Raw genomic sequence first — 24,225 nt, forward strand, 5'->3', positions numbered from 1 at the left:
TCTTATTTTTAATGAAAATTTAATTTCGTTTTGTTTCATTTTGTATAATATTTTATATATTTGAAACATAATTGAAACATAATTGAAATAAATGAAGCATATTTTGTTTAAAAGAGAAACCTTAATTGATCAGTTAAAAGCCAATATCAATTGGGATGTTATAATAATTGGCGGTGGAGCAACAGGCTTAGGTGTGGCTTTAGATTGTGTAACTAGAGGTTATAAAACCTTGTTATTAGAGCAGGTAGATTTTGCTAAAGGCACGTCTAGTAGAAGTACTAAGTTAGTGCATGGTGGTGTGCGATATTTGGCGCAAGGTAATATTGATTTAGTGAGAGAAGCTTTATATGAAAGAGGTTTGATGTTGCAGAATGCTTCACATTTAGTAAGCAATCAATCGTTTATTATTCCTAATTATAAATGGTGGGATAATTTTTTCTATACTGTAGGTTTAAAAGTTTATGATTTCTTAGCAGGAAAATTAAGTTTCGGTAAATCGGTTAGAATAAAGAAAAACGAAACTATATCAAGGTTGTCTACGTTAAAAACAGATAGCCTAAAAGGAGGTGTTGTATATCATGATGGTCAGTTTGACGATTCAAGATTAGCAGTAAATATAGCGCAAAGCTGCATCGAATATGGAGGGACTGTACTTAATCATTTCAAGGTAAAAAATCTTCAAAAAAATGAGCTTGGAAAGGTTAGTGGTGTTATTGCAATAGATACTGAAACCAATACGGAATATGCTTTAAATGCAAAAGTAGTTGTTAATGCAACAGGTGTTTTTTCTGATGAGGTATTACAAATGGATAATAAGGATGCGGAAAACAGTATTCGTCCTAGTCAAGGAATTCACTTAGTTTTTGATAAATCGTTTTTACCAGGAAATGATGCTATTATGATACCTAAAACAGATGACGGTCGTGTATTATTTTTAGTACCTTGGCATAATAGAGTTGTGGTTGGTACAACAGATACCTTGTTAGATAGTCATAGCTTAGAGCCAAAGCCATTAGATAAAGAGATTGATTTTGTTTTAGAAACTGCAAACAGGTATTTGAACAAAAAAGCAAATAAAGAAGACGTATTAAGCATATTTGCAGGACTAAGACCTTTGGCTGAGCCTAAAGATAAATCTGAGAAAACAAAGGAGATTTCGCGAAGTCATAAAATAATAGTTTCAGATTCTGAATTGGTTTCTATTACAGGCGGAAAATGGACCACTTACAGAAGAATGGCTCAAGATACTGTGAATAAAATAATTGATTTGAATAAGTTGCCAAAGGCAAATTGTAAAACTCAAGGTTTAAAAATTCATGGGTCAAGTGGTTCTGTAGATAGAACAAATCATCTTTATATTTACGGCACTGACCAGAAAGGAATTGAAGAGTTGATAAAAGAAAATCCATCGTTTGGTGACAAATTGCATGAACGATTAGAATTTACAAAAGCTGAAGTTATCTGGGCAGTTAGGCATGAAATGGCAAGAAGCATTGAAGATGTCTTGGCGAGACGTGTCCGTGTTTTATTCTTAGATGCAAAAGCGGCTATAGAAATGGCACCAATGGTAGGAGAGCTATTAAGGTCAGAATTAAATGAAACGAATGATTGGAAATCTGCACAGATTTCAGAATTTATTGAAATAGCAGACCAATATATTTTAAAATAAACTAATTTTTACCGAACCTCTACTTCGGTAATTAAATTTATAAACAACAAACTATGGGAAAATATATTTTATCCTTAGATCAAGGTACTACAAGTTCTAGGGCTATTGTTTTCGATAAAAGAGGCAATATAATTTGCAGTGCGCAAAAAGAATTTACGCAGTACTTTCCAAAATCAGGTTGGGTAGAGCACGACCCTAAAGAAATATGGTCTACACAAGCTGGTGTCGCTGCAGAAGCCATTGCAAATAAAGGATTGGATGCAGAAAACATAGCTGCGATTGGTATTACTAATCAACGAGAAACAGTTGTTGTTTGGGATAAAAATTCAGGAAATCCTATTTATAATGCTATCGTTTGGCAAGATAAGAGAACAGCAGATTTTTGCGATCAGTTAAAGAAAGAAGGCAAGGCTCAAATGATTAAGGAAAAAACAGGATTAGTTATTGATTCTTATTTTTCTGGCACTAAGGTAAAATGGATTTTAGACAATGTTGAAGGTGCCAGAGCAAAAGCTGAAGCTGGAGATTTAATTTTAGGAACCATTGATAGTTGGTTGGTCTGGAATTTTACCAAAGGAAAACAGCATGTTACTGATGTTACAAACGCGTCGCGTACTTTAATGTTTAACATCAACACAATGGAATGGGATGATGAGTTATTAGAATTATTAACCATTCCAAAAAGTATGCTACCAGAGGTTAAAGCTTCAAGTGAAATTTATGGCCATACAACTTCAACATTTTATGACACAAAAATTCCGATCTCTGGTATAGCAGGAGATCAGCAATCTGCATTATTTGGACAAATGTGTACCAAACCTGGTATGGTTAAAAATACTTACGGAACTGGTTGTTTTATGTTAATGAATATTGGAGAAAAACCAATTGTTTCTAAAAACAATTTACTTACAACAGTAGCATGGAAAATAAATGGAACAACAACTTACGCTCTTGAGGGTAGTGTTTTTATTGCAGGTGCTGTGGTACAGTGGTTGCGAGATAGTTTAAAGATTATTAGGAATTCTGCTGATGTTGAAGCATTAGCGTCTTCTGTAAAAGATACAGATGGTGTTTATTTTGTACCAGCTTTTGCTGGTCTTGGAGCACCACACTGGAATCAGCATGCAAAAGGCACTATGTTTGGATTAACGAGAGGAAGTACAGATGCACATATTGCAAGGGCTTCTTTAGAGTCAATCGCATTTCAGACAATGGATATTTTAAAGGCTATGGAAGCAGATTCGGGTTTGTCTATAAAGGAACTTCGAGTAGATGGAGGCGCAACAATCAATAATATGTTGATGCAATTTCAGTCTGACGTTTTAAAAACTGTAACTGTGCGACCAAAAGTGGTTGAAACCACAGCAATGGGAGCGGCATTTTTAGCAGGCTTAGCTGTCGGTTATTGGGATAATCCTGAAGAAATACAAGATATATGGCAGACAGATAAAACATTTAATCCTAAAGAAGAAAGAGCAGAAATAGAAGCCAATATAAAAGGTTGGTATAGAGCAATTGAAGCATTAGAGTATTGGACAAATAATAACTAATTAAAACTGAATTTATGACACCATTTATAGCAGAGATTATTGGTACAGCGATATTAATTTTACTGGGAGGAGGCGTAGTTGCAAATGTAGTTTTAAATAAAACCATCGGAAATAATAGTGGTTGGATTGTGATAACAACAGGTTGGGCACTTGCAGTTTATGTGGCAGTTGTAATAGCTGGTCCTTATAGTGGTGCGCACATCAATCCGGCTGTAACGGTTGCTGTGGCCATTGCAGGTAAGTTTCCTTGGGCAGATGTGCCAATGTACATTTTAGGACAAATGATTGGTGCAATGATAGGTGCAACTTTGGTTTGGGTAATGTATAAAAATCATTTTGATGCCACTGATGATGCAGATGGTAAAAAAGCAGTTTTTTGCACTGCTCCTGCAATCAGAAATACGTTTTCTAATTTCTTTAGTGAAATGTTAGGCACCTTTGTGCTATTGTTTACCATATTCTTTTTTACTGATGCAAATATCAGTGATTCTGGTACGGTTATAGGTTTAGGTTCGTTAGGTGCATTACCCGTTGCATTTTTAGTTTGGTCTATAGGCTTGTCGTTAGGAGGAACAACAGGTTATGCTATAAATCCTGCGAGGGATTTAGGACCTAGAATTATGCATGCTATTTTACCTATTAAAAACAAGGCAAAAAGTGATTGGTCTTATGCTTGGATTCCGGTTTTAGCACCTATAGTGGGTGGAGCACTTGCAGCTTTGTTGATGCTTGTATTATTATAGAATTATATAGTTTTTTTGTTATAGTTAGAAGTGTCAACTCGTTTTGGGTTGGCATTTTGTTTGTTCGTAATCTAAAAACTATATTTACATAAATAGAATTTTTAAATAGGCAAATGAAATCTTTTCAGTTTATTATTTTATGTTTTTTGTGTTTCATGTCTTTTGGGCAAGAGTTACCTCCTGTTGAGACATTTTCTACTTCAGATTATAATGGAGAAAACCAAAACTGGATGATCACACAAAATACCAATAAGTATATTTATGTCGCTAATAATTTAGGATTATTAGAATATAATGGATCAGATTGGACGCCTTATCGATCTCCAAATCATACGATTTTAAGAGCTGTGAAAGCCATAGATAATAGAATTTATTCTGGCTGTTATGAGGAGTTTGGTTATTGGGAACGTCATGAGTATGGCCACTTAGTATATCAGTCGCTAATACCAAAATTGGGTGATAAAATTCTAAGCGATGATCAAATTTGGGATATTTTAGATTATGAAGATTGGGTGTTGTTTCAAGCAGGTCATGCTCTTTATTTCTATGATAAAGTCTCTGAAGAATTTAAAACTATAAATTCTGAAAATATTATTTACAAGGTTTTTAATGTTAATAATAGAATCTATTATCATGTTGCAAATGAAGGTATATATGTTTTAGAGGAAGGAGAGCCTAAGTTAATTTTAAATGATAAAATAGTCATAGAAGATCGTGTAATCGATATTTTTTATAAGAACGAAAAGCTGATTATTCTTACTAGAAATTCTGGATTTTTTCAATTTGTAGATAAAGAGTTTGAAGCTTGGGATGTTTCATCAAATAAAAGACTAAAAGAACTCAATATCTTTAGTAGCATACAATTAAGAGATCAAAGTTTTGTGCTAGGTACTATTTCTAATGGATTAGTAAAAGTTAGTCAAGATGGCGAAATAGATTATGAAATAAATCAAAGGAAAGGATTAGCAAATAATACTGTGTTAACTCTTTTTGAAGATTATGAAAATAATGTGTGGACAGGATTAGATAACGGTATAAACTGTATTAATGTGAACTCGTCTATAAAAACATTTATAGATTATAACGGAAGTATAGGGACGGTTTACACAACTTTGATATTTAATAATCAGCTCTATGTTGGCACAAATCAAGGATTGTTCTTTAGATCTTTAGAGTCTAAAAATCAAGATTTTAAATTTGTAAAAGGAACTGCAGGGCAAGTTTGGAGTTTATTTAATGATGAAAATGAGAATCTGTTTTGTGGTCATCATTTAGGTACATTTCTAATAAATGAAGATAAAGCGACAAGTATAAGCTCAATTTTAGGTGCTTGGAATTTTAAAACTGTACCAAATCGAAATAATCTTTTGCTTCAAGGTAATTACGATGGGTTGTATGTGCTTCAAAAAGAAGGAAGCACTTGGAAGCTAAGGAACAAGATTGATGGCTTTAAAAACTCATCTCGATTTTTTGAAATTAATGATCATAATCAAATACTTGTCAATCATGAGTACAAAGGTGTTTTTAATATTCAATTAGATAGCACTTTGCATAAGGTAATAGATATAAAACACCAATCTGAGTTAGAGCTAGGAAAAAATTCAGGTTTAATATCATATAAAAACAATATTCTCTACACATCGGAAGATGGTGTGTTTGATTACATCAAGAAAGAAGGAAAATTTAAAAAGAATTTAGATTTATCAGAAAAATTTTCGCCGTATAAATCAGTGAAAATGGTTGTAGATCAAAAAGGAAAGTTATGGCTGTTCTCAGAAGATAATATAAGTTTTGTGAGTTATGATAATCTTACTAATAAACCAGAGGTAACGACGATTTCAATTCCAAATAATTTAAGAAAAGGTGTGTTGGGTTTTGAAAACATTCAGCATATTGAAAAAGAAAATTATGTGTTAGGAACTTCTAATGGTTACCTAACTATGGACTTATCACAAATAAAAAATAAAAGAGAATATCATATTTATCTTAATGCGGTTACGATTTCGTCTCTTAATGATGAAACTAAAGATTTACCACTAGCACTTAACGGCGATTTTAATTACGATTACGGCACGCTACACTTTAATTTTTCTGTGCCAGAATATGATAAATTCCTAGAAGTAAATTATCAGTATAGATTAGAAGGGAAAATGGAAAAGTGGAGTTCTTGGTCAGAGTCTCCTAATATTCAATTTGAAAACTTAACCTTTGGCGATTATAAATTAGAAGTAAGGGGAAAAGTTGGAAACCAACAAACTGAAAATAGTGTTAGTTATGCATTCACAATTAATAGACCTTGGTATTTATCTAATGTCGCCATATTTGTTTATTTATTATTGCTCCTGGTTATTGGTTTATTAATTCATAAAGCTTATAAGTTTTATTACGAACGTATTTTAAGGCTTGAGCACATTAAGAGTGAACGTGCTTTTATGCAGATTAAAAATGAAAAGTTAAATCAAGATATTGAAGGTAAAAATAGAGAGTTGGCTATTTCTACCATGAGTATCATTAAAAAAAATGAATTACTCCGTAAGATAAAGAAAGAACTAAAAGTTACTAAGGATAAAGAAGACATAAGTAGTGCAATTAAACTTATAGATACCAATTTAAATAATAATAAAGATTGGAAATTCTTTAAACAAGCCTTTAACAATGCAGATAAAGATTTTATGGATAAAATTAAGGCTGCGCATCCAGATCTTACACCAAATGATCTAAGGTTTTGCGCCTATTTAAGGTTGAATTTATCCTCAAAAGAAATGGCGCCATTATTGAATATATCTACAAAAAGTGTCGAGACTAAACGTTATAGGTTACGCAAAAGATTACAATTACATCATGATGAGAGCCTTGTTAACTATATCTTAAAATTCTAGCACCTTGACAATAGCAATATTTACCTAGACTTTACCACGACAAACGTCTATTCACGTTGAAAATCAATATTTTATTGCAAATTTCGTAATTCTAGTTATCTCAATGTTTATAGGAAGTTAAAGCAATTTCACAGAACTAAAAGTTGTTAAATTTTGCGATGTTCGTTTTTTATCGAGGTGTAAATTATCATATTAACATATTCTTAAGATTAAATTTACAATATCTTAAAATTTGAAGATCTGAATAGGGTTTCAGTATTTTCTAATTTTGGTAACTAAATAATTAATCAAAACAATATTTATGAAATTAAAATTTCAAAGATCAAGAATTGAAATATTCTTTTTTGTCTTTTTATTGTGTAGTTCTTTTGCTCTATTTGCGCAGACTACTGTAAAAGGAAAAGTGGTTTCTGAATCAGATAATATGCCGTTACCTGGCGCATCTGTTATAGAAAAAGGAACAAGTAGAGGAACTCAAACAGATTTTGATGGAAGATTTACTTTAGAGGTATCTAGTGATGATTCTGTAATATCTATATCTTATGTTGGTTTTAAAACACAAGAGGTAAAGGTTACCGATGGCGAAATGACAATTATGCTACAAGATGATTCTTCATTGACAGAAGTGGTAGTCGTTGGTTATGGTACACAAAAGAAAAGCGATATTGTAAATGCAGTAGCAACAACTAATTTGGAAAAAGCTATATTATCACCAACATCAGATGTTAATGAGATGTTACGTGGTAGAATTGCTGGTTTACAAGTTGATGTTGGAGGAGGTACTCTAAGACCAGGTGGAACTTCAGATATTATTTTTAGAGGACAAGGTTCTATTGAAGGTGCTGTGAGTGCAATTTATGTTGTAGATGGTATCATTAGAGATGGTGGTATTGAAGATATAGACTCAGATGATATTGAATCTATTGAGTTTTTAAAAGATGCATCAGCGCAAGCAATTTATGGATCTAGAGGTGCAAACGGTGTTGTTTTAATTACAACAAAACGTGGTAAAGCAGGTAAAATTAGTGTGAGTTATCATGGTTATTTATCTACAAAATCTATTGAAAGAAATTTTGATGTTTATAATGGACAAGAATTTGCGCAACTGAGAAGAGAGGCTGTAAGGTCTACGAGAGCTGATGATAGTTACGCTGATGATGAGCTTGATAATGTATTCTCTGACATAGAACTAGAGAATATTGCGAACAATAATTTCGTTGATTGGGAAGACGAGTTAATGAGAAATGGTTTTGTAAACAGCCAAGCCATTAGTGTAAGTGGTGGTACAGATATGACTAAAGTATTTGGAAGTATCAATTACTTTAAAGAAAATGGAATAATCCCAACATCGAGTTACACCAGAAAAACGTTACGATTAAATGTAGATCAAAAAATCAGTGATAAATTCTCTGTTAATTTTGATTTAAATATATTAAACGATGATGTAGAAAGAGCTGCTAATGTAAATGTTATTACCACATCGCCTTTAGGAAATGCTTATAATGCTGATGGAAGTATAACGCGTTTTCCAAGTGGAGAAGAAGGTTCTGCTGTAAATCCATTATGGAATTTACGTCAACAAGACCATGATGAGAAAGGAAATGATTTTGTAATAAATGTAACGCCAAGGTGGCAAATTACCAAAGATTTACAATATCAGTTAAAAGCGAATTTAACACGAAGAAACTCAGAAAGAGGACAGTATCAGTCTTCATTAAGTTCTGCAGGAGACGATGTAAGAGGTATTGCTAGAATTGATAATCAATTAAGAGAATCTTATTTAATTGAAAATATCTTAACTTATGACAAGGCGTTTGGAGACGATCATAAATTCAATTTAACATTGGTACAATCTTCTCAAGAAAATGAATATTCTAGAACTTACACGGAAGGTCAAGGATTCTCAAATGAAGATTTAGGATACAATGGTATAGCTAGTGCAATTGGTAATGTTCTTGTAGAGCGCGATGGTAATACATTTAGATATTTGGGCTATATGGCTAGAGCACGTTATTCGTTATACGACAAATACAGCTTTGAAGGAACAATAAGAGCAGATGGTGCTTCTTTAAATGGAGAAGGGAATAAATGGAGTTATAATCCTGCAGGTTCTTTTGCTTGGAAAATTCACAGAGAAGGCTTTATGGAAGATGCGGATGCCGTACAAGAATTAAAATTTAGAGCAAGTTATGGTTCGTTAGTCAATGATTTAGGACGTGCTTACACATCATTATTCACAGCAGATGCACAACCGTATATATTTGATAGTGAAACAGGATCAGGATTTTCGCCATCAACTATTTTGCCAAATCCAGATTTAAAATTCGAAAGAATTACTACGTTAAACCTTGGATTAGATTTTTCATTATTTGAAAGATTGTTAGTGGGTAACATTAACTGGTATGATGCAAGAACAAATGATTTATTATTAAGAAGAGGTGTGCCATCTACAACAGGTTATACATCAACCTTCTTTAATGCAGGTGAGATGCAAAACACAGGTTTTGAACTTAGTTTAACTGCAAACATTATTAATACAGACGATTTTAAATGGGCTGTATCTACAAACTGGTCTAACAACAAAAACGAGATTTTAGAACTTTATAATGATGGAAATGGCGATGCTATATCAGAAGATAATACGTACAATTATTACGTAGGTCAGCCAGTAGGTGTAATCTATCAATATGAGTTTGACGGTATTTGGCAAGAAGGCGAAGATTTTGCTGGTTCTGCTCAAGCAAATCCAGATTCAGCATTACCACAACCAGATTTAAGAGCTGGTGATATAAAAATTAAGGATGTTAATGGCGTAGATGATGAAGGAAATATAATTCCTGGTCCTGATGGAAAAATAACACAAGAAGATCGTGTATTTATTGATCCAAATCCAGACTTCTTTGGGTCGTTATCTACTACGGTAGAGTATAAAGGTTTTGATTTACTTTTAGATTTCTATGCTGTAGAAGGTGCTACAAAAGTTAATCCTTTTTTAAATACGTATAATAATGGTGGTACATTAAGAGGTGATATTAATGGTGTAAAAGTAGATTACTATACACCAGAGAATCCTTCAAATTCATTTCCTAGACCAAATGCAGATTCTGCACCATTGTATTTAAATGCCTTAGCAGTGAAAGATGCATCTTATATTAGACTAAGAACTGTGAGTCTTGGATACACGTTATCAGATAAGGTTACTGATAAGTTAAATTTTGATCAAATAAGATTTTATGTAACAGCAACTAATGTTTTTACTGATACAGATTATATAGGTTATAGTCCTGAGGTTAATATTAGAAGTACATTTTCTAATGCAGATACAGGTTATCCAGATGCGAGTTCATTCACTTTTGGAGTAAGAGTTAAGTTTTAATTAAAAAAATAATAAGATTATGAAAACGAAGTTTTTTTATACAAAATTAAAGGGTAGCATTTTGCTAACCATGGCTATTTTCTTTGTTGTAACTTCATGTGAAGATTATTTAGATGAACAGCCAAGTACACTAATTGATTCAGATTATATTTTCACTACAGAGGAAGGATTAAAGTCTGGTGTAGTGAGTTTATATAAATTTGAGCGCGACCGTTATGATGCAAGTACAGAAGATTATATGGGAGCTGTTTTAATGTCTTCTAGAAGTGATTTAGCTTTTTCTAGATCTGGTTATACAGGTTTAATGGGAAGATACCAAAGGGGTATTTCTCCAGTAGATCAAGGTTCAAATTTTGCTTCATCTTTATTTTGGAAGCATTTCTACAACATGACCAATAAGGCAACAGCAATTATAAATGCTGCAGATGAAATAGATGGTATTGATGAAGATGCTAGAAAAAAAGTTTTAGCTGAAGCCAAGTATTTTAGAGCACATTCTTATTTCTATTTGTATAGAATGTATAATAATATTTTTGTGACAACAGAAACTGTAACTGTAGAAAATGCATTCGATGTTGTAAACGATAGATCTACTGACGAAGAGATATTTGCTCTTATTAATAGTGATCTAGATTATGCTATTGAAAATTTAGAATGGGTAGATACTTTTGGCCGTGTAACTAAAGGGACTGCAAAACATGTTAAAGCTAAAGTAGCGATGTGGCAAGGTGATTGGACAGAAGCGAAGAATCAAGCATTAGACGTAATAGAAGGGCCAGATTCTCCACACAGCTTAGTCGCTAGTACTGCAGATGTATTTGAAGGTGATAGAAATAACTCAGAATCTTTATTTGTAATTCAATCGCAAGATGATTTGCTTGGTGGTGGTGGAACAACCATGATGAATGCAAACTATGTAGCTCAGTTCTTTCAAATTTCTGGTGTTGATTATAACAACGAACAAGGCGGAAGAGGTTTTGCTAGAATTCTACCAAATTTATATTTGCTAAATCTTTTGGCAGAAGATCCTAACGATACAAGAGATGATGATACGTATTTTAGATTAAAATTCTATTACACGTCAGGAGATAGAATTGGTGAAGAGGTAGATAATTATGCGCCAATAACAGATTTAAATAATCCAAGTAGCAACTATACATCTTACTATCAAAGAATGCATCCATGTTGTATAAAATTTGCTCAAGAAGACGGCAATGAAGCGTCATATTTAATAAGAGGTAATATCACAGTTTATAGATTAGCAGAAACTTACTTAATCGCTGCAGAAGCAATCATGAGGTCTTCTGGAGATCCTTTGCCATATATAAACGCTGTAAGAGAAAGAGCAGGAGCAGCACCAGTAACGAGTGTTACACAACAAACTATTTTAGATGAACGTGCACGTGAATTAGCTTTTGAAGGGCAACGTTGGTTTACTTTAAAAAGAATGGGACAAGATGTTATTGATGCTCAAATTACAAATTACGCTGGAGATGGAGAGTATTTTCCAGCAAATTTAGGGGTTAAAGACCCAAGGACAAATTGGCAACCACATTTCATAAATTGGCCAATTGCACAGAGAGATCTAGATTTATTAGGGCCAGATTACCCTCAAAACCTAGGTTATAATTAATTGTTTATTATTAGTTTGAAAATTGGGCAAGAGTTCTTGCCCATTTTTTTAATTTTTTAATAAAAATTTATTTTTTTAATTAAATAATATTCGGAATGAAATATGTTATTATACTCTGTATATGTGTCTTAATGTTGTCATGTAAAACCTCTACTACAGAAACAGAAATTGTGTTTGCGGATAATCCTGTAATAGCACATAGAGGTGCTTGGAAGGCAAATGGTTTACCTAAAAATTCCATAGCAGCACTAAATGAGGCAATACGTCTAAAGTGCACAGGCTCTGAGTTTGATGTGCGTATGACCGCAGATGAAGTACTTATAGTAACTCATGATGCTGATTATGGTGGTTTACATATAGAATCTTCAACATATGAAACATTGGCGCAACATAAATTACCAAATGGAGAATCGTTACCAACCTTAAAGGCGTTTATTAAAGCAGGTATGGTTAATAATTCTTCAACAGGTTTAGTATGTGAAATTAAACCTTCTAAAATAGAAGGTCGCAATACTTTAATGGCAGAAAAAGCTGTAGCATTAGTAAAAGAACTTAAGGCAGAAGCTTATATATCTTATTACATTAGTTTTAGTTATGAGGTTATAAAGCACATTAGACAAATAGATCCTAATTCTAAGGTTTTATATTTAGATGGTTCAAAAACTCCAGAAACACTAAAACTGGATAATATTACAGGCTTAGATTATTTTGTTTATAAATTAAAAGATAAACCAGAATGGATTGATGAGGCTAGAAAATTAGATCTAATTCTTAATTCATGGACAGCAAATAAGCAAGAAGATATAGATTGGTTATTGTCTCATAATTTTGACTACATTACAACAGATGAACCTGAACTCGCTTTTGATAGGTTGAAGCTGCATAAATAATTAAATTATAATTGATGTAGGTTACAATAATGATTTAAATCATTTTAGGTCTTTTAATCTTTGGTTAAATTTATAAAAACCGATGATGATGAGACAGATACTCCTATTAACAGATTTTTCAAATAATTCAATTAATGCAATACGTTATGCTTTAAACCTATTTAAAGATGAGGTATGCGATTTTCATGTGCTACATGTAGAAAGCTCTAAAGTTTATGTAAGCGATGATTTGGTAATGGGAGGAGGTCAAAGTATTTATGACTCCATTCTGAAAAAATCGAAGGAAAAACTATACGTTTTAGTTGATGATTTTAAATCAGAATTTTTAAACAATAATTTTACATTTCATCAAGTAGTTGATTATGATGATTTAACGGAGTCTATAAATCAACTAAACTCTATCACACCATTTGACTTATTAATTATGGGAAGTAATGGTGTTTCTAGTGCAAAAGAAGTGCTTTTTGGTAGTAATACAATTAATGTAATAAGAAATGTTAAATGCCCTACGTTAGTTGTTCCTGAGGGATTCTTATATTCTAAACCGTCCGAAGTATTAATTCCTTTAGATGTTGATGATACATTAAATAGTAAGGCATTTAATCAATTAATTCAATTTATAGAGCATTTTGGTGATAAATTACATTTACTTAGAATAAGTGCAGCTGATGAAATTGCTCTAGAACGAGAACAAGATATAGAGACAATTAATACGGTATTCAATGCAATAAATTATTTATATAACTCAATTGAAAATGTACCTATGGAATATGCCGTAGCAAGTTATATTCAAACACATCCTATTAACTTAATGGCCTTAATGGTTCAGAAAGAAAATTTTATTGAACGCTTTTTTAAAGGGTCTTCTACAACTAAGATAAGTTCTAAATTAAGAGTTCCATTATTGGTATTTCATTCTTAAATATTACATATTTATTTATAAAGCATTTGATGGTTCAATTATTTTGTAGTTTCAGTGGCGTCAATTAATTTTTGATTTTCTAATACCGCGATTACTAAATTTACGTATTCATTAACAGTTTTTTCGATAGATCTAGGATCAGTAATACTGACATAACCTTTCCAAACAATGCTATGTTCTTTATTAGGACATATGCAAAACATAGTGGTCTCTGCATTGTATATTTGGTATTCATTATAATCATTGGGATTATAAAATTGATCTTGATACTTTAAATAATCTTCACTAAAATTTATATTAGTTTCGTGATGTTTTTTATAATTCTGTCTGTAAACTATTTTGTCTTCAACACCAATTACTTTCGAAAATAGAATCGTATCGAACCCTGCTTCAATTAAATCTAATTCTAAATTCATAAACTGAATTTTTGTCATCATTTCTGTTCTAAATTGAGGATCTAGAAATTCTAAACTTGAAACGGATTCTATATGGCGTAATTCTAATTGATTTTTTATTTGATTTTCAAATTTTTCTCTTGCTTCAATATTAGAAGTTAATCCAATTATAAAAATTTTCTTTGGCGAGTAGTTCTCGATATCAGGGTTTTTCCATTGTTCTGTAAGCTGTGTTGAATTACAACTAAAAATTATAGATAAAATTATTGTAAGAAATAGCCGTTTCATGTGGTTTTATTTTTAAGTTTTATCAAGTAAATAATTTCTTTTATCTTCTTTTTTTATGACTTTAAAAGTTTTGAAGACTCGCTTTTTTAATTGTACGTAAAACTTTTTAAATTCTTTTAATTCTATTATTAAGCCATAATGCGATTTTCTGTAAGCCTTTTCCTCTTCTGTTTGATTGATCCCGTCTAACATGATTTTAAGATCATTTTCGTGTACTTTAATCGCTTCAATTAATAGATCATTCTGTTTTTGAGACTTATTTAATACCTCGATAATTTCCTTGCTGTCGGAAAATTTATTTGGCTCAATAAGCTGTTTTATAAAGGTTAGAACTAAATCTTCATAAAAAAAATGTTCATCTTTTAAAAAAAGTAATTCTGATAACCACTCTTTCGATTCTAAATGCATTTGTTCTGCACTCAACCATTCTAAATATTTTGTTTGTATTTGTGTTGTTTTCATGTCTAACTAATTTATAAGTTAATGGCAAAATATATTTAACACTTGCCTTTTGCTTGTCGTTGTTTAATGTAATTAAATCACTTTTTTAAGTTGCTTTTATTATTTTTTAAATATTTCAAAGATTTATTTTAGAATACCAACTTTATAAAGCGCATTAATAATTTAGTTGATAAATAGAATTAGAAAGTCTTAAGAACCTTTGAGAAAAAAATATAACTAAATTATTTCCGCATTAACTGTTAATCTTTTTCCTATTGTTTTACTACATAAACATTGAGATTGTTGTTGCTTATGGTAATATTAGTATCTTGTTTTGAAAAACTTGGAGTCGCCATCTCTATATCAAAACTATTCTCATATTTCTTACATTCAATGCTGGCATTATGTAGTCTTCTTCAAAGAAGTCATTGTTAAAAAAGTCATCATTGCTCAGATTTTTTTTAATGGTCATTGTTCTATTTTGAGAACTTACGTACTCTATTGTTAGGGTTAATTAGTGCCATTATTATATTAAACTGAATATTTTATCTATTAAATGTAGCAGCTTAAATCTAATTATAAAATGATATAAGTCAGTTGGTATAGGTTATTTATAAGCTGTCACTTTATCTGCGTTATATAATTTGATGAATTAACGTTTAAATAGTTAATGAAATAGGTTTAATTATGAAAGCAAATTAAAATAACATAATGATTTGATAATTTTAATTTTTTAAGTTGTGCATAGCCAAAATAGGTACCTTTAAATGATAAGAAATTTCTTTTACCATTGGACTACTGAAAATACTTCCAAAAAAGGAATGTTTCTTATTTATAAATGCCACCATATCACTACCTCTGCTTTTTACAAACACATTTATTGAAGATTGAATTGAGTTAGAAGTTAAAGTGTGAAATTTATAACTGATACCTTCTAAAATTTCTTTTAGTAAATTTATGTTTTCCTCCTGTTCTTTGTCTAATTTTTCTTCTTTTGTGATATGTAAAATAGCAATATTAGCGTTGCTTTTTTGTGCAATATTATAGAGATGTATAAGTTCTCTTTGTTTAAAATTAGTTCTGTAATTTGAAGGGAAGACAATCTCTTTAGGTAATTTAATTTCTGCATCTGCTGGCACAACTAGAATTGGGCAATTACGTACTTTTTCCATAACGTAAATTGCAGTACTACCAAATGCAGTTGCTCTAGAATGTGTTTTCCCTTTGGTACCCATTACTACCATTTCTATATCTTTTTTATCTACTATGGACTTTATACCATCTATAACATTACTGAATTGAGAAATAACTTTAAAGTTATGTTTAGGGTTCGCTGAATCGTTCATTGTAATCATATCAAAAACGGAAGCTAAACCGTTTTCAGAATTGAGCTTAGCTGTTTCATATAGTTCGCTTCCTGGCTTTAAGTTTAATAAGCTATCTAAGATATTCCCTGTTGCCCATAAAACATTTAGAATATAGAAATCGCAATATTCATTTTTATATAGCTCCCTAGCATAATTAATAGCTTTAATTGAGTTTTTAGAAAAATCTGTCGGTAATAAAATTTTATGTCTCATGATTAACTAAATTAAATCCGTTCAATTAAAATTAATGACAATTTTGATGATATGGAATGATAATAATCAGCTATAACACATGACGCTATTTCTCATAGAAACATGGTACTACCAGAAAAGGAATGATAGGATGAAACCCTATGTTTTTTATCACTGGTTCATTAATTATATTTTCAATAAAACTGTGTTGATAATTAATCATTGTAAGTATATCAATGCTAAGTTCTTCAGTAGCTGCTTTTAAAGCGTGCTCTTTTTTAGAAAAACCTGTCATCCAATGAAATCGGTGTCTGTGATTTTCTAAATATGCTTTTAACATGGCTAAATTATAGTTTTGTTTATCTGTAAGATTCTTTTCATTTATGTGAATAACACTAATTTTAGATTTATGCAGATTGGCGAGTTGAATTAAGTGTTCTAGTTCTTCTCCATAAAACCTATTAAAATCCGTTGAGAAGGCAATTTTCCTTGGTACTACATAATCAAATTCATTTGGTATTATTAGAATAGGACAATTCTTTAATTTATTAATAACATTAACAGTATTGCTGCCAATAAATAATTCTGTAGCTCCTGTAGCACCTTTTGTACCCATTATTATAAGATCTATAAGATGAGCTTGTGTTTCTTTTTTTATTGCAACTAATAAAGGGTCTTTACTAATAATTGTTTTAAACTCGTGCTTAGGGTTTTTAAATTCGGCTTTGAGTTGAACTTTTAAATCTTTTAATTGTTTTTCTGACTCCTCTTTTAATTTTTTCAAATAATTTGCTGTTACATAGGTCCTAGAGTGAGAAACTGAGAAAGCCCATGAGTTTAAGAGGTAAAACGTACATGACTCATTTTTGTATAACTTCATCGCATATGTAGCTGCATTATATGCGTTTTTTGAAAAATCTGTGGGTATTAAAATGTTAGTTTTCATGTGATTTATTTTTATTCTACGAAAATCAACTAGTGTTTTCCACTCTATTTTTTCAAAATGATAAATTAATTTATAGCAGGTATTACCAAAAAGGGCACGTTTAAATGAAACCCAATTTTATTAAGTGTGGATCTAAAAAATAAGTTCTCAAAAAATGAATGCTTATTATTAACCATAGCCAATAAGTTGATTTTCTCTTTCATTTGAAATTTATTAATTGCATCTGTAACATTCATCTGCAAATAGTTATGAAATAAATAAGAGATACCTTTAAAAAATGACTCTAACTTTAATTGACTGTTTATTTGCTTAAATGTGAGGTCGTTTCCCGTTGACACATGCAAGGCATTTATTCTAGAGTTATGCTCTATAGCAATTTGTTTTAATATGTTTATTTTGAAATTGCTGTAATCTACATCTAGGTCTGTGGGAAAGAGAATTTCTATTGGTTTCTCATATTTGAAATTGGCAGGAATTGCCAAAACAGGACACTTTATTTCATTAAAAACATGTACAGTGTTGGAGCCAAATAATACTTCTTGCGCTCCAGTAGCACCCTTCGTTCCCATTACTATTAAATCGGTTTTGTTCTCTATTAAAAATTCTTTTAAACCAGATACTAATGTGTTAAAACGAGGCACTGTATTAAACTTATGCTTAGGGTTCTCTTTAAAGGTTATAGAAATTCTTGACTTTAATTCATTTAGGTTGTTTATAGCGGCATCTCTTATGGCATCTCCTAAACCAAATTGAGCAGGATAACCTAAAACATATTCTACATTGTATATAATTGGAGTATAAGTATTTAATAAATGAAAAGTACAGGTTTTATCTTTAAATAATTGAATAGCATACTTTATTGCATTCCAAGAGTTGTCGGAAAAATCGGTGGGTAGAAGTATATTTTTCATAAGTTCTAAAATTTATTGATTAGTAGTCACATAGTATTTGTTTTGGTTGATTTGAATATTATCTTTTAATTACGTGTTGTGTTTTGCAAAGCTAATAGTGGAATGTCCAAGCCCAAGCTTACTTTGTCTATGGTAGATGGAAATAGCATATCTTCCAAAAAAGAATGCTGAGTATTTACCATGGTAATCATATCAATATTATTGGTTTCTATATATAATTTTATAGCGTCATCTACCTTTTTACTGTTTATAATTTTAAAGTTTACTTTATTAACTATTAAGGCGTCTTTTACAAAATCTTTATGGTCTTGTTGTCTTATGGATAATTTATTGCTTGTTGAGATGTAAATAATATCAATTAGGCTTCTGTACGATTTTGATAAAATTGATAACAATTTTAATTCTCTTCGCTTATACGGTATAAGAAAATCTGTAGGAAATAAAAAGTTTTTTGGTTGTGTGTTTTTGTAGTTTGAAGGTATTGCTAAAACTGGACAGTCTACATATTTTAAAACTTGAAAAGTATGACTTCCAAATATAATGTGCCGCTCGTTAGATTTTCCTTTTGTTCCCATTACTATCAAATCAATATTTTTATGTTCTGCAATCTCATTAGCTTCTTCTACAAGAGAGTTGTTTGCAGAAATGCTGTGATACGTATATCTTGGATTAGGTGTTAATTCTTCAACTTCTTGTAGTAATTTCTTTAAGTTATTTTCAGAAGCGGTTTTTACCTTTAGTAATACATCGTCAAAAACAGCACGTGAGACTAACTCATCATGATCATAAAATTCATTTCTATAAGCGTGCATAAAATAGAATTGCACTTTTTGATACTTAAAAAACTCTAAGGCATACTTAATAGCATTGATAGAATTTTTAGAAAAATCGGTAGGTAGAAGAATGGATAACATAATTACCTGGTTTTAGAATGGATTATAAAAATAATGTCAAAAAATATTAAAAACTATGATAAATGTCAGGCGGTGTAGAAGTTGTAATTAGGAGTAACTTGTATTAATAAAGAGAGACAGTTTAGGAACAAAAAATTTTAAAACTATAGATTTAAGTCTAAAAAAAAATTAAACTACGAACCAACCAAAAAAAATCTATATACTTTAAAATTAACCAAAAAAACCTCAAGTTAAGCTGTTTAAAACTGTCTCTCTTAGATTAATAGCAAGCCATTGTTAAATGGTACTATAATATTACATCTTAAAATACCATATAACTATGACTTTTATCATCTTTAGAATAAAACTATACTATAAGTAGTATTGAGTAAGTAAATACCTAATAACAAGAGGATGGTATAGATAAGTTGTACTAATTTAATATTTGCTACTGCTAAAAATGAAATGGTACGCTTTGGAAAAGAAAATAAAGCCAAACCCATAAAAAGTGCTGTCCAGCCTATCAGAGTAATTATTAATTTGTAACTAAGTTCCCAAATATTATGAAATATAATATTTAACAAACCAATTACAATGGCGATAAATGCTGTTAGGATTAAGAATTTTTGATCATTTAAGTCATCAAAAACTTGTTTAATTCGTTTTGGGTTAACACTCAATATAAAAAAGAATATTAGGAGGTACCAACCCCAAAATTTTGCAAAAAATAGTGAATAGTCCATATCTCATAATTTTGTGTAATTCTATTAACTTGTTTCATGTAAAACCAAAAAAGGTACATCTACATGGTAACTGATCTTTTCTACTTTAGAGTGAAAGAGTATTTGTTGAAAATAATTTAGATTTTTTGCTACCATACAAATTAAATTTATTGCTCTGTTTTCTACAAAACACTCTATGGCATCTTCAACTTTTTTGTTTTTTAAATAGTGAAAGGAGTAAGGGTTGGGCGTAAAATAGTCTTCTAAGAGTTCTTTGTTTTCTATCTGCTCCGCATTAAGATCGTCTTCTTTATCACTAATATGTAGAATTCTTAAATTGGTTTTAAATCGCTCTACAATGTCTGCCATGGGTTTTAAAACCTGAAGATTATTAGATAAAGAAAAATCAGTAGGAAAAGCAACTTCTTTTGGAGTTACATATTCTGCGTTTTCAGGTATGGCCAATACATTACATTTAACCTTGGTTATCACATCTGCAGTATTTGTACCTAAAATAATTCTATCTAATTCTGAAGCGCCTTTGGTGCCCATCACTATGCAGTCAATGTGTTTTTCATTTACAGTTTTTCTAATTGATTCAATAAATGAACCATGATCAGTAAGTGTAAAGAATTTATATTTGTTTTGGTTAGAGGTTAATTTTGTTGTTCTATGCAACAGACTTCGCAACTTCTGTTTAGATGATGAAGTGTAAACTTTATCAATTATGGTTTCATTAAGCAGTAATGAAGCATCAGTAAATGCTAGACTATCTAATCTGTCTACATGCAACAAATAAAAATTGCATTCTGTTTTTTCAAAAAAACGGATAGCGTATTTAATAGCATTCCATGAGTTTTCAGAAAAATCTGTTGGGAGTAGTATATTTTTCATTCAGCATTAACTTTACTTTTACAAAGCTAAAAGTAAGATGCTACACTGAAAATGATATATATCATTTTTAGGCTAATAGATTAAATTTAGCCAATTCTTTTTAATTCTTCTATATCTAAAATTTTAATATTTCTGCCTTCAATTTTAATTATACCCTCGCGCTTAAAGCTAGTTAGTGTTCTTATTAATGTTTCTGTAGCGATACCAGCTACACTTGCTAGATCACTTCTAGAAATTTTTATAGGATCCTCTGGTTTACGATTTATTTTTTCAGCGAACTTTAAAATAGTATTTGCAGTTTTTTTTGACACTGAACTATACGCCATTTCTAACAATTGATTTTTCATGTTAGAAATGTTGTCAGATAAGAGCTGAATAAGTTCAATAGCTATTTTAGGATTATCATTAAGTATGTCATTAAATTGCTTAGCAGAGATGCCTGTTAATTCCACATCATGTATGGACGTTGCAGTTTCTTTATGTGGCTTGTTATCAGTGAATGTTGTGTAGCCAAATAAATCATCTTCTTTATAAATAGTGGTCACTAATTCCTTGCCTTGTTCATCAATTTGATGACATTTTACTGTGCCTTTATTAATGAGGTAAATATAGTTAGCGTGATCTTGTTCTCTATATATTACCGTGTTTTTAGGATAAGTAAATGTGTTGCCGTTATCGTCAAAATAGTTTTTTAAAGCATTTAAAGTTTTAATCTCATCTTCGTTATGAGTTTCAATATTGGCACTGCGCTCACGTTCTTCTTTTAAAATAGCTGCTTTTGCAATTCTACTTTCAATAGCGCTAGTTAATTCATCTTCACCAAAAGGTTTAGTAATGTAATCATCAGCTCCTAAATCCATACCTTTTCGTACATCTTGTCGTTCTGTTTTTGCAGATAAAAATATAAAGGGTATGTACTTTGTAGCTTGGTTTTTTGAGATGGCTTGTAAAACACCATATCCATCTAATTCTGGCATCATTATATCACAAACTATAATATCTGGTAAAACTTCTTTGGCTTTTTCTACACCGATTTTTCCATTAGGAGCAGTGTCAACGTTATAGCCAGATAATTCTAGCAGCTCTGCGGTGTTTTCTCTTAAAATTACGTCGTCTTCTATTAACAATATGTGTTTCATTATTCTGCTTTATTTGGTAATTCTATTGTAAAAATGGTCCCTTTTTCTGGTTCACTTTCAAAATATATTTTTCCTTTTAAATTTTCTAAATGATCTTTTACAATATTTAAACCAATACCTGTGCCTTGAGTTAATAATGCATTTTCAGCCCTAAAGTAACGATTAAAAATATTTTTTTGATCTTTTTCAGGGATTCCAATGCCGTTGTCCTCAACTTTAAAAATGGTTTTTACGTCATCTTGCGAAATCTTAATGTCTATTATTGTATTCTCAGAAGAGTATTTTATAGCGTTATGTACTATATTAGAAAGTGCTAATTCTATAATTTTTTCATCTTGGTGAAGTAGATAAGTATCAATATTTTCAGGGTAATTAATTTGCTGCCCTTCTTTAAGAAGCATATTGGCATTATAAATAACTTCATTAATAACCTTACTTACTTTAAATGTGCTGGGAGAATATTTAATTCTTCCTTGCTCTAAGCGTTCAACAGATAAAAAGTCATTTAAAATATTGTTTAAGTAGTGTACTTTATCAGAAATAGTTTTAATATGCTTGTTTCGTTTGCCTTGTTGCTCTGTTAATGTATATTTTTCTAAGAGCATTGTTGAGGTTAAAATGCCACTCAAAGGTGTTTTAAACTCGTGAGATACTAATGATAAAAATTTAGTTTTCAATTCGTTTAGTTCTTGTTCTTTAGCAAGTGCATTTTTTAATTCTATGGTTCTTTTTTCTACAGTACTTTCTAGCTTTTCAGTATAATTTTTTCGTTCAGTAATATCTAAAATTACGGCTACGAATACTTTCTTGTTACCAAGTATAGATAATTGTAAATGTATTTCTACAGGATACGTTGTACCATCTTTACGTTTATGAATGGTTTCAAAAATTAATTTTTCTTCAACTTCTTCTATTAAAGGGTTTACTCTTTTAGTAAATTTTTCTTTCGTAAATTCTGGCTTAATATCTATAGGTGTAAGTTGCTTTAATTCCTTTAAATTGTAACCGATATTGTTTAAGGCACCTCGATTTACGTTAATGAAATTATAACTTTCACAATCAAAAATGTAAATTTCATTTAATGACTCATTAAATATATTAGCCCAATGTGTAAGCTCTTGCTCTGCTTTTTTTCTTTCAGTAATATCCTTAACTAAAGCGAGTATGTATTGCTTGTTATCAATGGTTAAAGGATTTAGTCCTACTTCTACCGGAAATGTAATACCTTCTTTTTTAAGACCGTATAAATCGCGACCAATAGCCATTTGTCTTTTACTCGTATTTTTAACATATCCATTAAAATGGCCATCGTGAGAGCCATGATAATTTTTAGGAATTAAGATCTCTAATTTTTGGCCTTCAAGTTCACCATCTTCATAACCAAAAATAACATCAGTTGATGTATTTGTTTTAATGATGATTTGATTTTTGTCAACCAGTATCACACCTTCAGCAAGTGCTTCAGCTAGTGTATTAAAAGTATTTTGGTTATGTTGAAACATATCTGATTGTTGATATTTAAAAGAAGTTAAAGGTAGTTAATCTTTTAAAAAATTATAGATTAATGGCTAACCCTTTTTTATGCAATAAACTGATTTATATCATTATTTAAATAATTGGTTATGATTAAATTAGACTAATTATTAAATATTAAGGCCATGTTTAGAGCACTAAATGAAAAAGAGTCCATCGCGTTACTAATGCTAAATTACGTAGGTAATCTATCTTATATCTACAGAGATAAACCTTTTGTTGTGCCCATTACTTATTTTTATGATATGGAAAACAGTGTAATAATAGGTTACTCTGCAGAAGGGCATAAAATTAATGCCATGCGAAAAAATACATATGTTTCCTTAAGTGTAACAGATATAGACTCTATAAATGATTGGAAATCGGTATTAGCTCATGGTATCTACCAAGAACTTACGGGTAGTGCCGCTAAAGCCAAACTCCATCAATTTTCGTTGGGTGTAAAAGATTTAATAATAAATAAAGAGTTTAGAAAATTAGATTTTATAAGTGAATTTTCAAGTAAAATAGAAGTAGATAAATTACCCATTGTATTTCAAATTAAGGTAGATGATATTACAGGTAGAATGCGAATGCATCAGTAATAAATAGAATAATTATAAAATTAAAAACCTCAACTAATTATAAATTAAATAGTTGAGGTTTTAGGTTGTGGAGTCGGAGAGTGATTAAGCTAGTAAACACACGGGTATACAGCTATTCAACATAATTGTCAAATACATTCATAAATTATTTCGAAATGCTATAAGACACTATTAAATAAGGGTTTCAATAATATAGCATATTGGCTGGGAATGGAAATGGAATAAAAGTAACTATTCAATCTATTTAGTAAAATATAT

At 30.6% G+C, this 24,225-nt stretch carries 19 protein-coding genes; 9 read left to right on the top strand and 10 right to left on the bottom strand.

The features are described 5' to 3' along the window. Nucleotides 1–91: 91 nt before the first annotated feature. The 8 genes from ACJBCC_RS13345 to ACJBCC_RS13380 all read left to right on the top strand — a co-directional run bounded on the left by ACJBCC_RS13345 (nucleotide 92) and on the right by ACJBCC_RS13380 (nucleotide 13,662). Nucleotides 92–1,669, top strand: a complete 1,578-nt coding sequence (locus tag ACJBCC_RS13345) for an FAD-dependent oxidoreductase (protein ID WP_407557448.1) — start codon at nucleotides 92–94, stop codon at nucleotides 1,667–1,669. Nucleotides 1,670–1,722: 53 nt separating this feature from the next. Then, nucleotides 1,723–3,219: a glycerol kinase GlpK gene (glpK, locus tag ACJBCC_RS13350; protein WP_407557449.1), complete on the top strand. Its 1,497-nt coding sequence runs from the start codon at nucleotides 1,723–1,725 to the stop codon at nucleotides 3,217–3,219. A 14-nt stretch (nucleotides 3,220–3,233) separates the two neighbouring features. Beyond that, nucleotides 3,234–3,962: an MIP/aquaporin family protein gene (locus ACJBCC_RS13355; protein ID WP_299102929.1), complete on the top strand. Its 729-nt coding sequence runs from the start codon at nucleotides 3,234–3,236 to the stop codon at nucleotides 3,960–3,962. 155 nt (nucleotides 3,963–4,117) lie between these two features. After that, entirely contained in the window at nucleotides 4,118–6,841 is a 2,724-nt protein-coding gene (locus ACJBCC_RS13360) for a triple tyrosine motif-containing protein (protein ID WP_407557450.1), read from the top strand. A gap of 301 nt (nucleotides 6,842–7,142) precedes the next feature. Then, a complete protein-coding gene (locus tag ACJBCC_RS13365; protein WP_407557451.1) occupies nucleotides 7,143–10,217 on the top strand; it encodes a SusC/RagA family TonB-linked outer membrane protein in 3,075 nt (1,024 codons plus the stop codon). Nucleotides 10,218–10,236: 19 nt separating this feature from the next. Next, a complete protein-coding gene (locus ACJBCC_RS13370) occupies nucleotides 10,237–11,850 on the top strand; it encodes a RagB/SusD family nutrient uptake outer membrane protein (protein WP_299102935.1) in 1,614 nt (537 codons plus the stop codon). Nucleotides 11,851–11,945: 95 nt separating this feature from the next. Continuing rightward, nucleotides 11,946–12,740 carry a glycerophosphodiester phosphodiesterase gene (locus ACJBCC_RS13375; protein WP_407557452.1) on the top strand — a complete coding sequence of 265 codons (795 nt, stop codon included), beginning with the start codon at nucleotides 11,946–11,948 and terminating at the stop codon, nucleotides 12,738–12,740. Nucleotides 12,741–12,828: 88 nt separating this feature from the next. Beyond that, complete coding sequence (locus ACJBCC_RS13380) at nucleotides 12,829–13,662, top strand: universal stress protein (protein ID WP_407557453.1); 834 nt, start codon at nucleotides 12,829–12,831, stop codon at nucleotides 13,660–13,662. Nucleotides 13,663–13,700: 38 nt separating this feature from the next. Here ACJBCC_RS13380 and ACJBCC_RS13385 read toward each other — a convergent pair whose 3' ends face one another. From ACJBCC_RS13385 to ACJBCC_RS13430, 10 genes are all read right to left on the bottom strand, one after another. Continuing rightward, nucleotides 13,701–14,345, bottom strand: a complete 645-nt coding sequence (locus ACJBCC_RS13385) for a hypothetical protein (RefSeq protein WP_299102941.1) — start codon at nucleotides 14,343–14,345, stop codon at nucleotides 13,701–13,703. A 12-nt stretch (nucleotides 14,346–14,357) separates the two neighbouring features. Beyond that, on the bottom strand, nucleotides 14,358–14,807 hold the full coding sequence (locus ACJBCC_RS13390) for a hypothetical protein (protein ID WP_407557454.1): 450 nt from the start codon (nucleotides 14,805–14,807) through the stop codon (nucleotides 14,358–14,360). 704 nt (nucleotides 14,808–15,511) lie between these two features. After that, nucleotides 15,512–16,366: a universal stress protein gene (locus ACJBCC_RS13395; protein ID WP_407557455.1), complete on the bottom strand. Its 855-nt coding sequence runs from the start codon at nucleotides 16,364–16,366 to the stop codon at nucleotides 15,512–15,514. A gap of 85 nt (nucleotides 16,367–16,451) precedes the next feature. After that, nucleotides 16,452–17,291, bottom strand: coding sequence for a universal stress protein (locus tag ACJBCC_RS13400; protein WP_407557456.1), 840 nt, complete (start codon nucleotides 17,289–17,291; stop codon nucleotides 16,452–16,454). A gap of 65 nt (nucleotides 17,292–17,356) precedes the next feature. Next, entirely contained in the window at nucleotides 17,357–18,202 is an 846-nt protein-coding gene (locus ACJBCC_RS13405; protein WP_407557457.1) for a universal stress protein, read from the bottom strand. Between the two features lie 65 nt (nucleotides 18,203–18,267). Continuing rightward, a complete protein-coding gene (locus ACJBCC_RS13410; RefSeq protein ID WP_407557458.1) occupies nucleotides 18,268–19,116 on the bottom strand; it encodes a universal stress protein in 849 nt (282 codons plus the stop codon). Between the two features lie 335 nt (nucleotides 19,117–19,451). Then, complete coding sequence (locus tag ACJBCC_RS13415; RefSeq protein ID WP_407557459.1) at nucleotides 19,452–19,838, bottom strand: hypothetical protein; 387 nt, start codon at nucleotides 19,836–19,838, stop codon at nucleotides 19,452–19,454. A gap of 24 nt (nucleotides 19,839–19,862) precedes the next feature. Next, nucleotides 19,863–20,711: a universal stress protein gene (locus ACJBCC_RS13420; protein ID WP_407557460.1), complete on the bottom strand. Its 849-nt coding sequence runs from the start codon at nucleotides 20,709–20,711 to the stop codon at nucleotides 19,863–19,865. A gap of 86 nt (nucleotides 20,712–20,797) precedes the next feature. Next, nucleotides 20,798–21,850, bottom strand: coding sequence for a response regulator (locus ACJBCC_RS13425; RefSeq protein WP_299102955.1), 1,053 nt, complete (start codon nucleotides 21,848–21,850; stop codon nucleotides 20,798–20,800). Beyond that, the gene (locus tag ACJBCC_RS13430; RefSeq protein ID WP_407557461.1) at nucleotides 21,850–23,352 is read right to left on the bottom strand and encodes a PAS domain S-box protein; all 1,503 of its coding nucleotides are present in this window, start codon (nucleotides 23,350–23,352) and stop codon (nucleotides 21,850–21,852) included. Before ACJBCC_RS13430 ends, ACJBCC_RS13425 begins: the two co-directional genes overlap by 1 nt. A gap of 156 nt (nucleotides 23,353–23,508) precedes the next feature. Here ACJBCC_RS13430 and ACJBCC_RS13435 point away from each other — a divergent pair, with 156 nt between their 5' ends. Continuing rightward, the gene (locus tag ACJBCC_RS13435) at nucleotides 23,509–23,967 is read left to right on the top strand and encodes a pyridoxamine 5'-phosphate oxidase family protein (protein ID WP_299102957.1); all 459 of its coding nucleotides are present in this window, start codon (nucleotides 23,509–23,511) and stop codon (nucleotides 23,965–23,967) included. The last annotated feature ends 258 nt before the right edge of the window (nucleotides 23,968–24,225 follow it).

This window comes from Winogradskyella sp. 4-2091 (assembly GCF_045765065.1).
In the GTDB taxonomy this organism is placed as follows: domain Bacteria; phylum Bacteroidota; class Bacteroidia; order Flavobacteriales; family Flavobacteriaceae; genus Winogradskyella.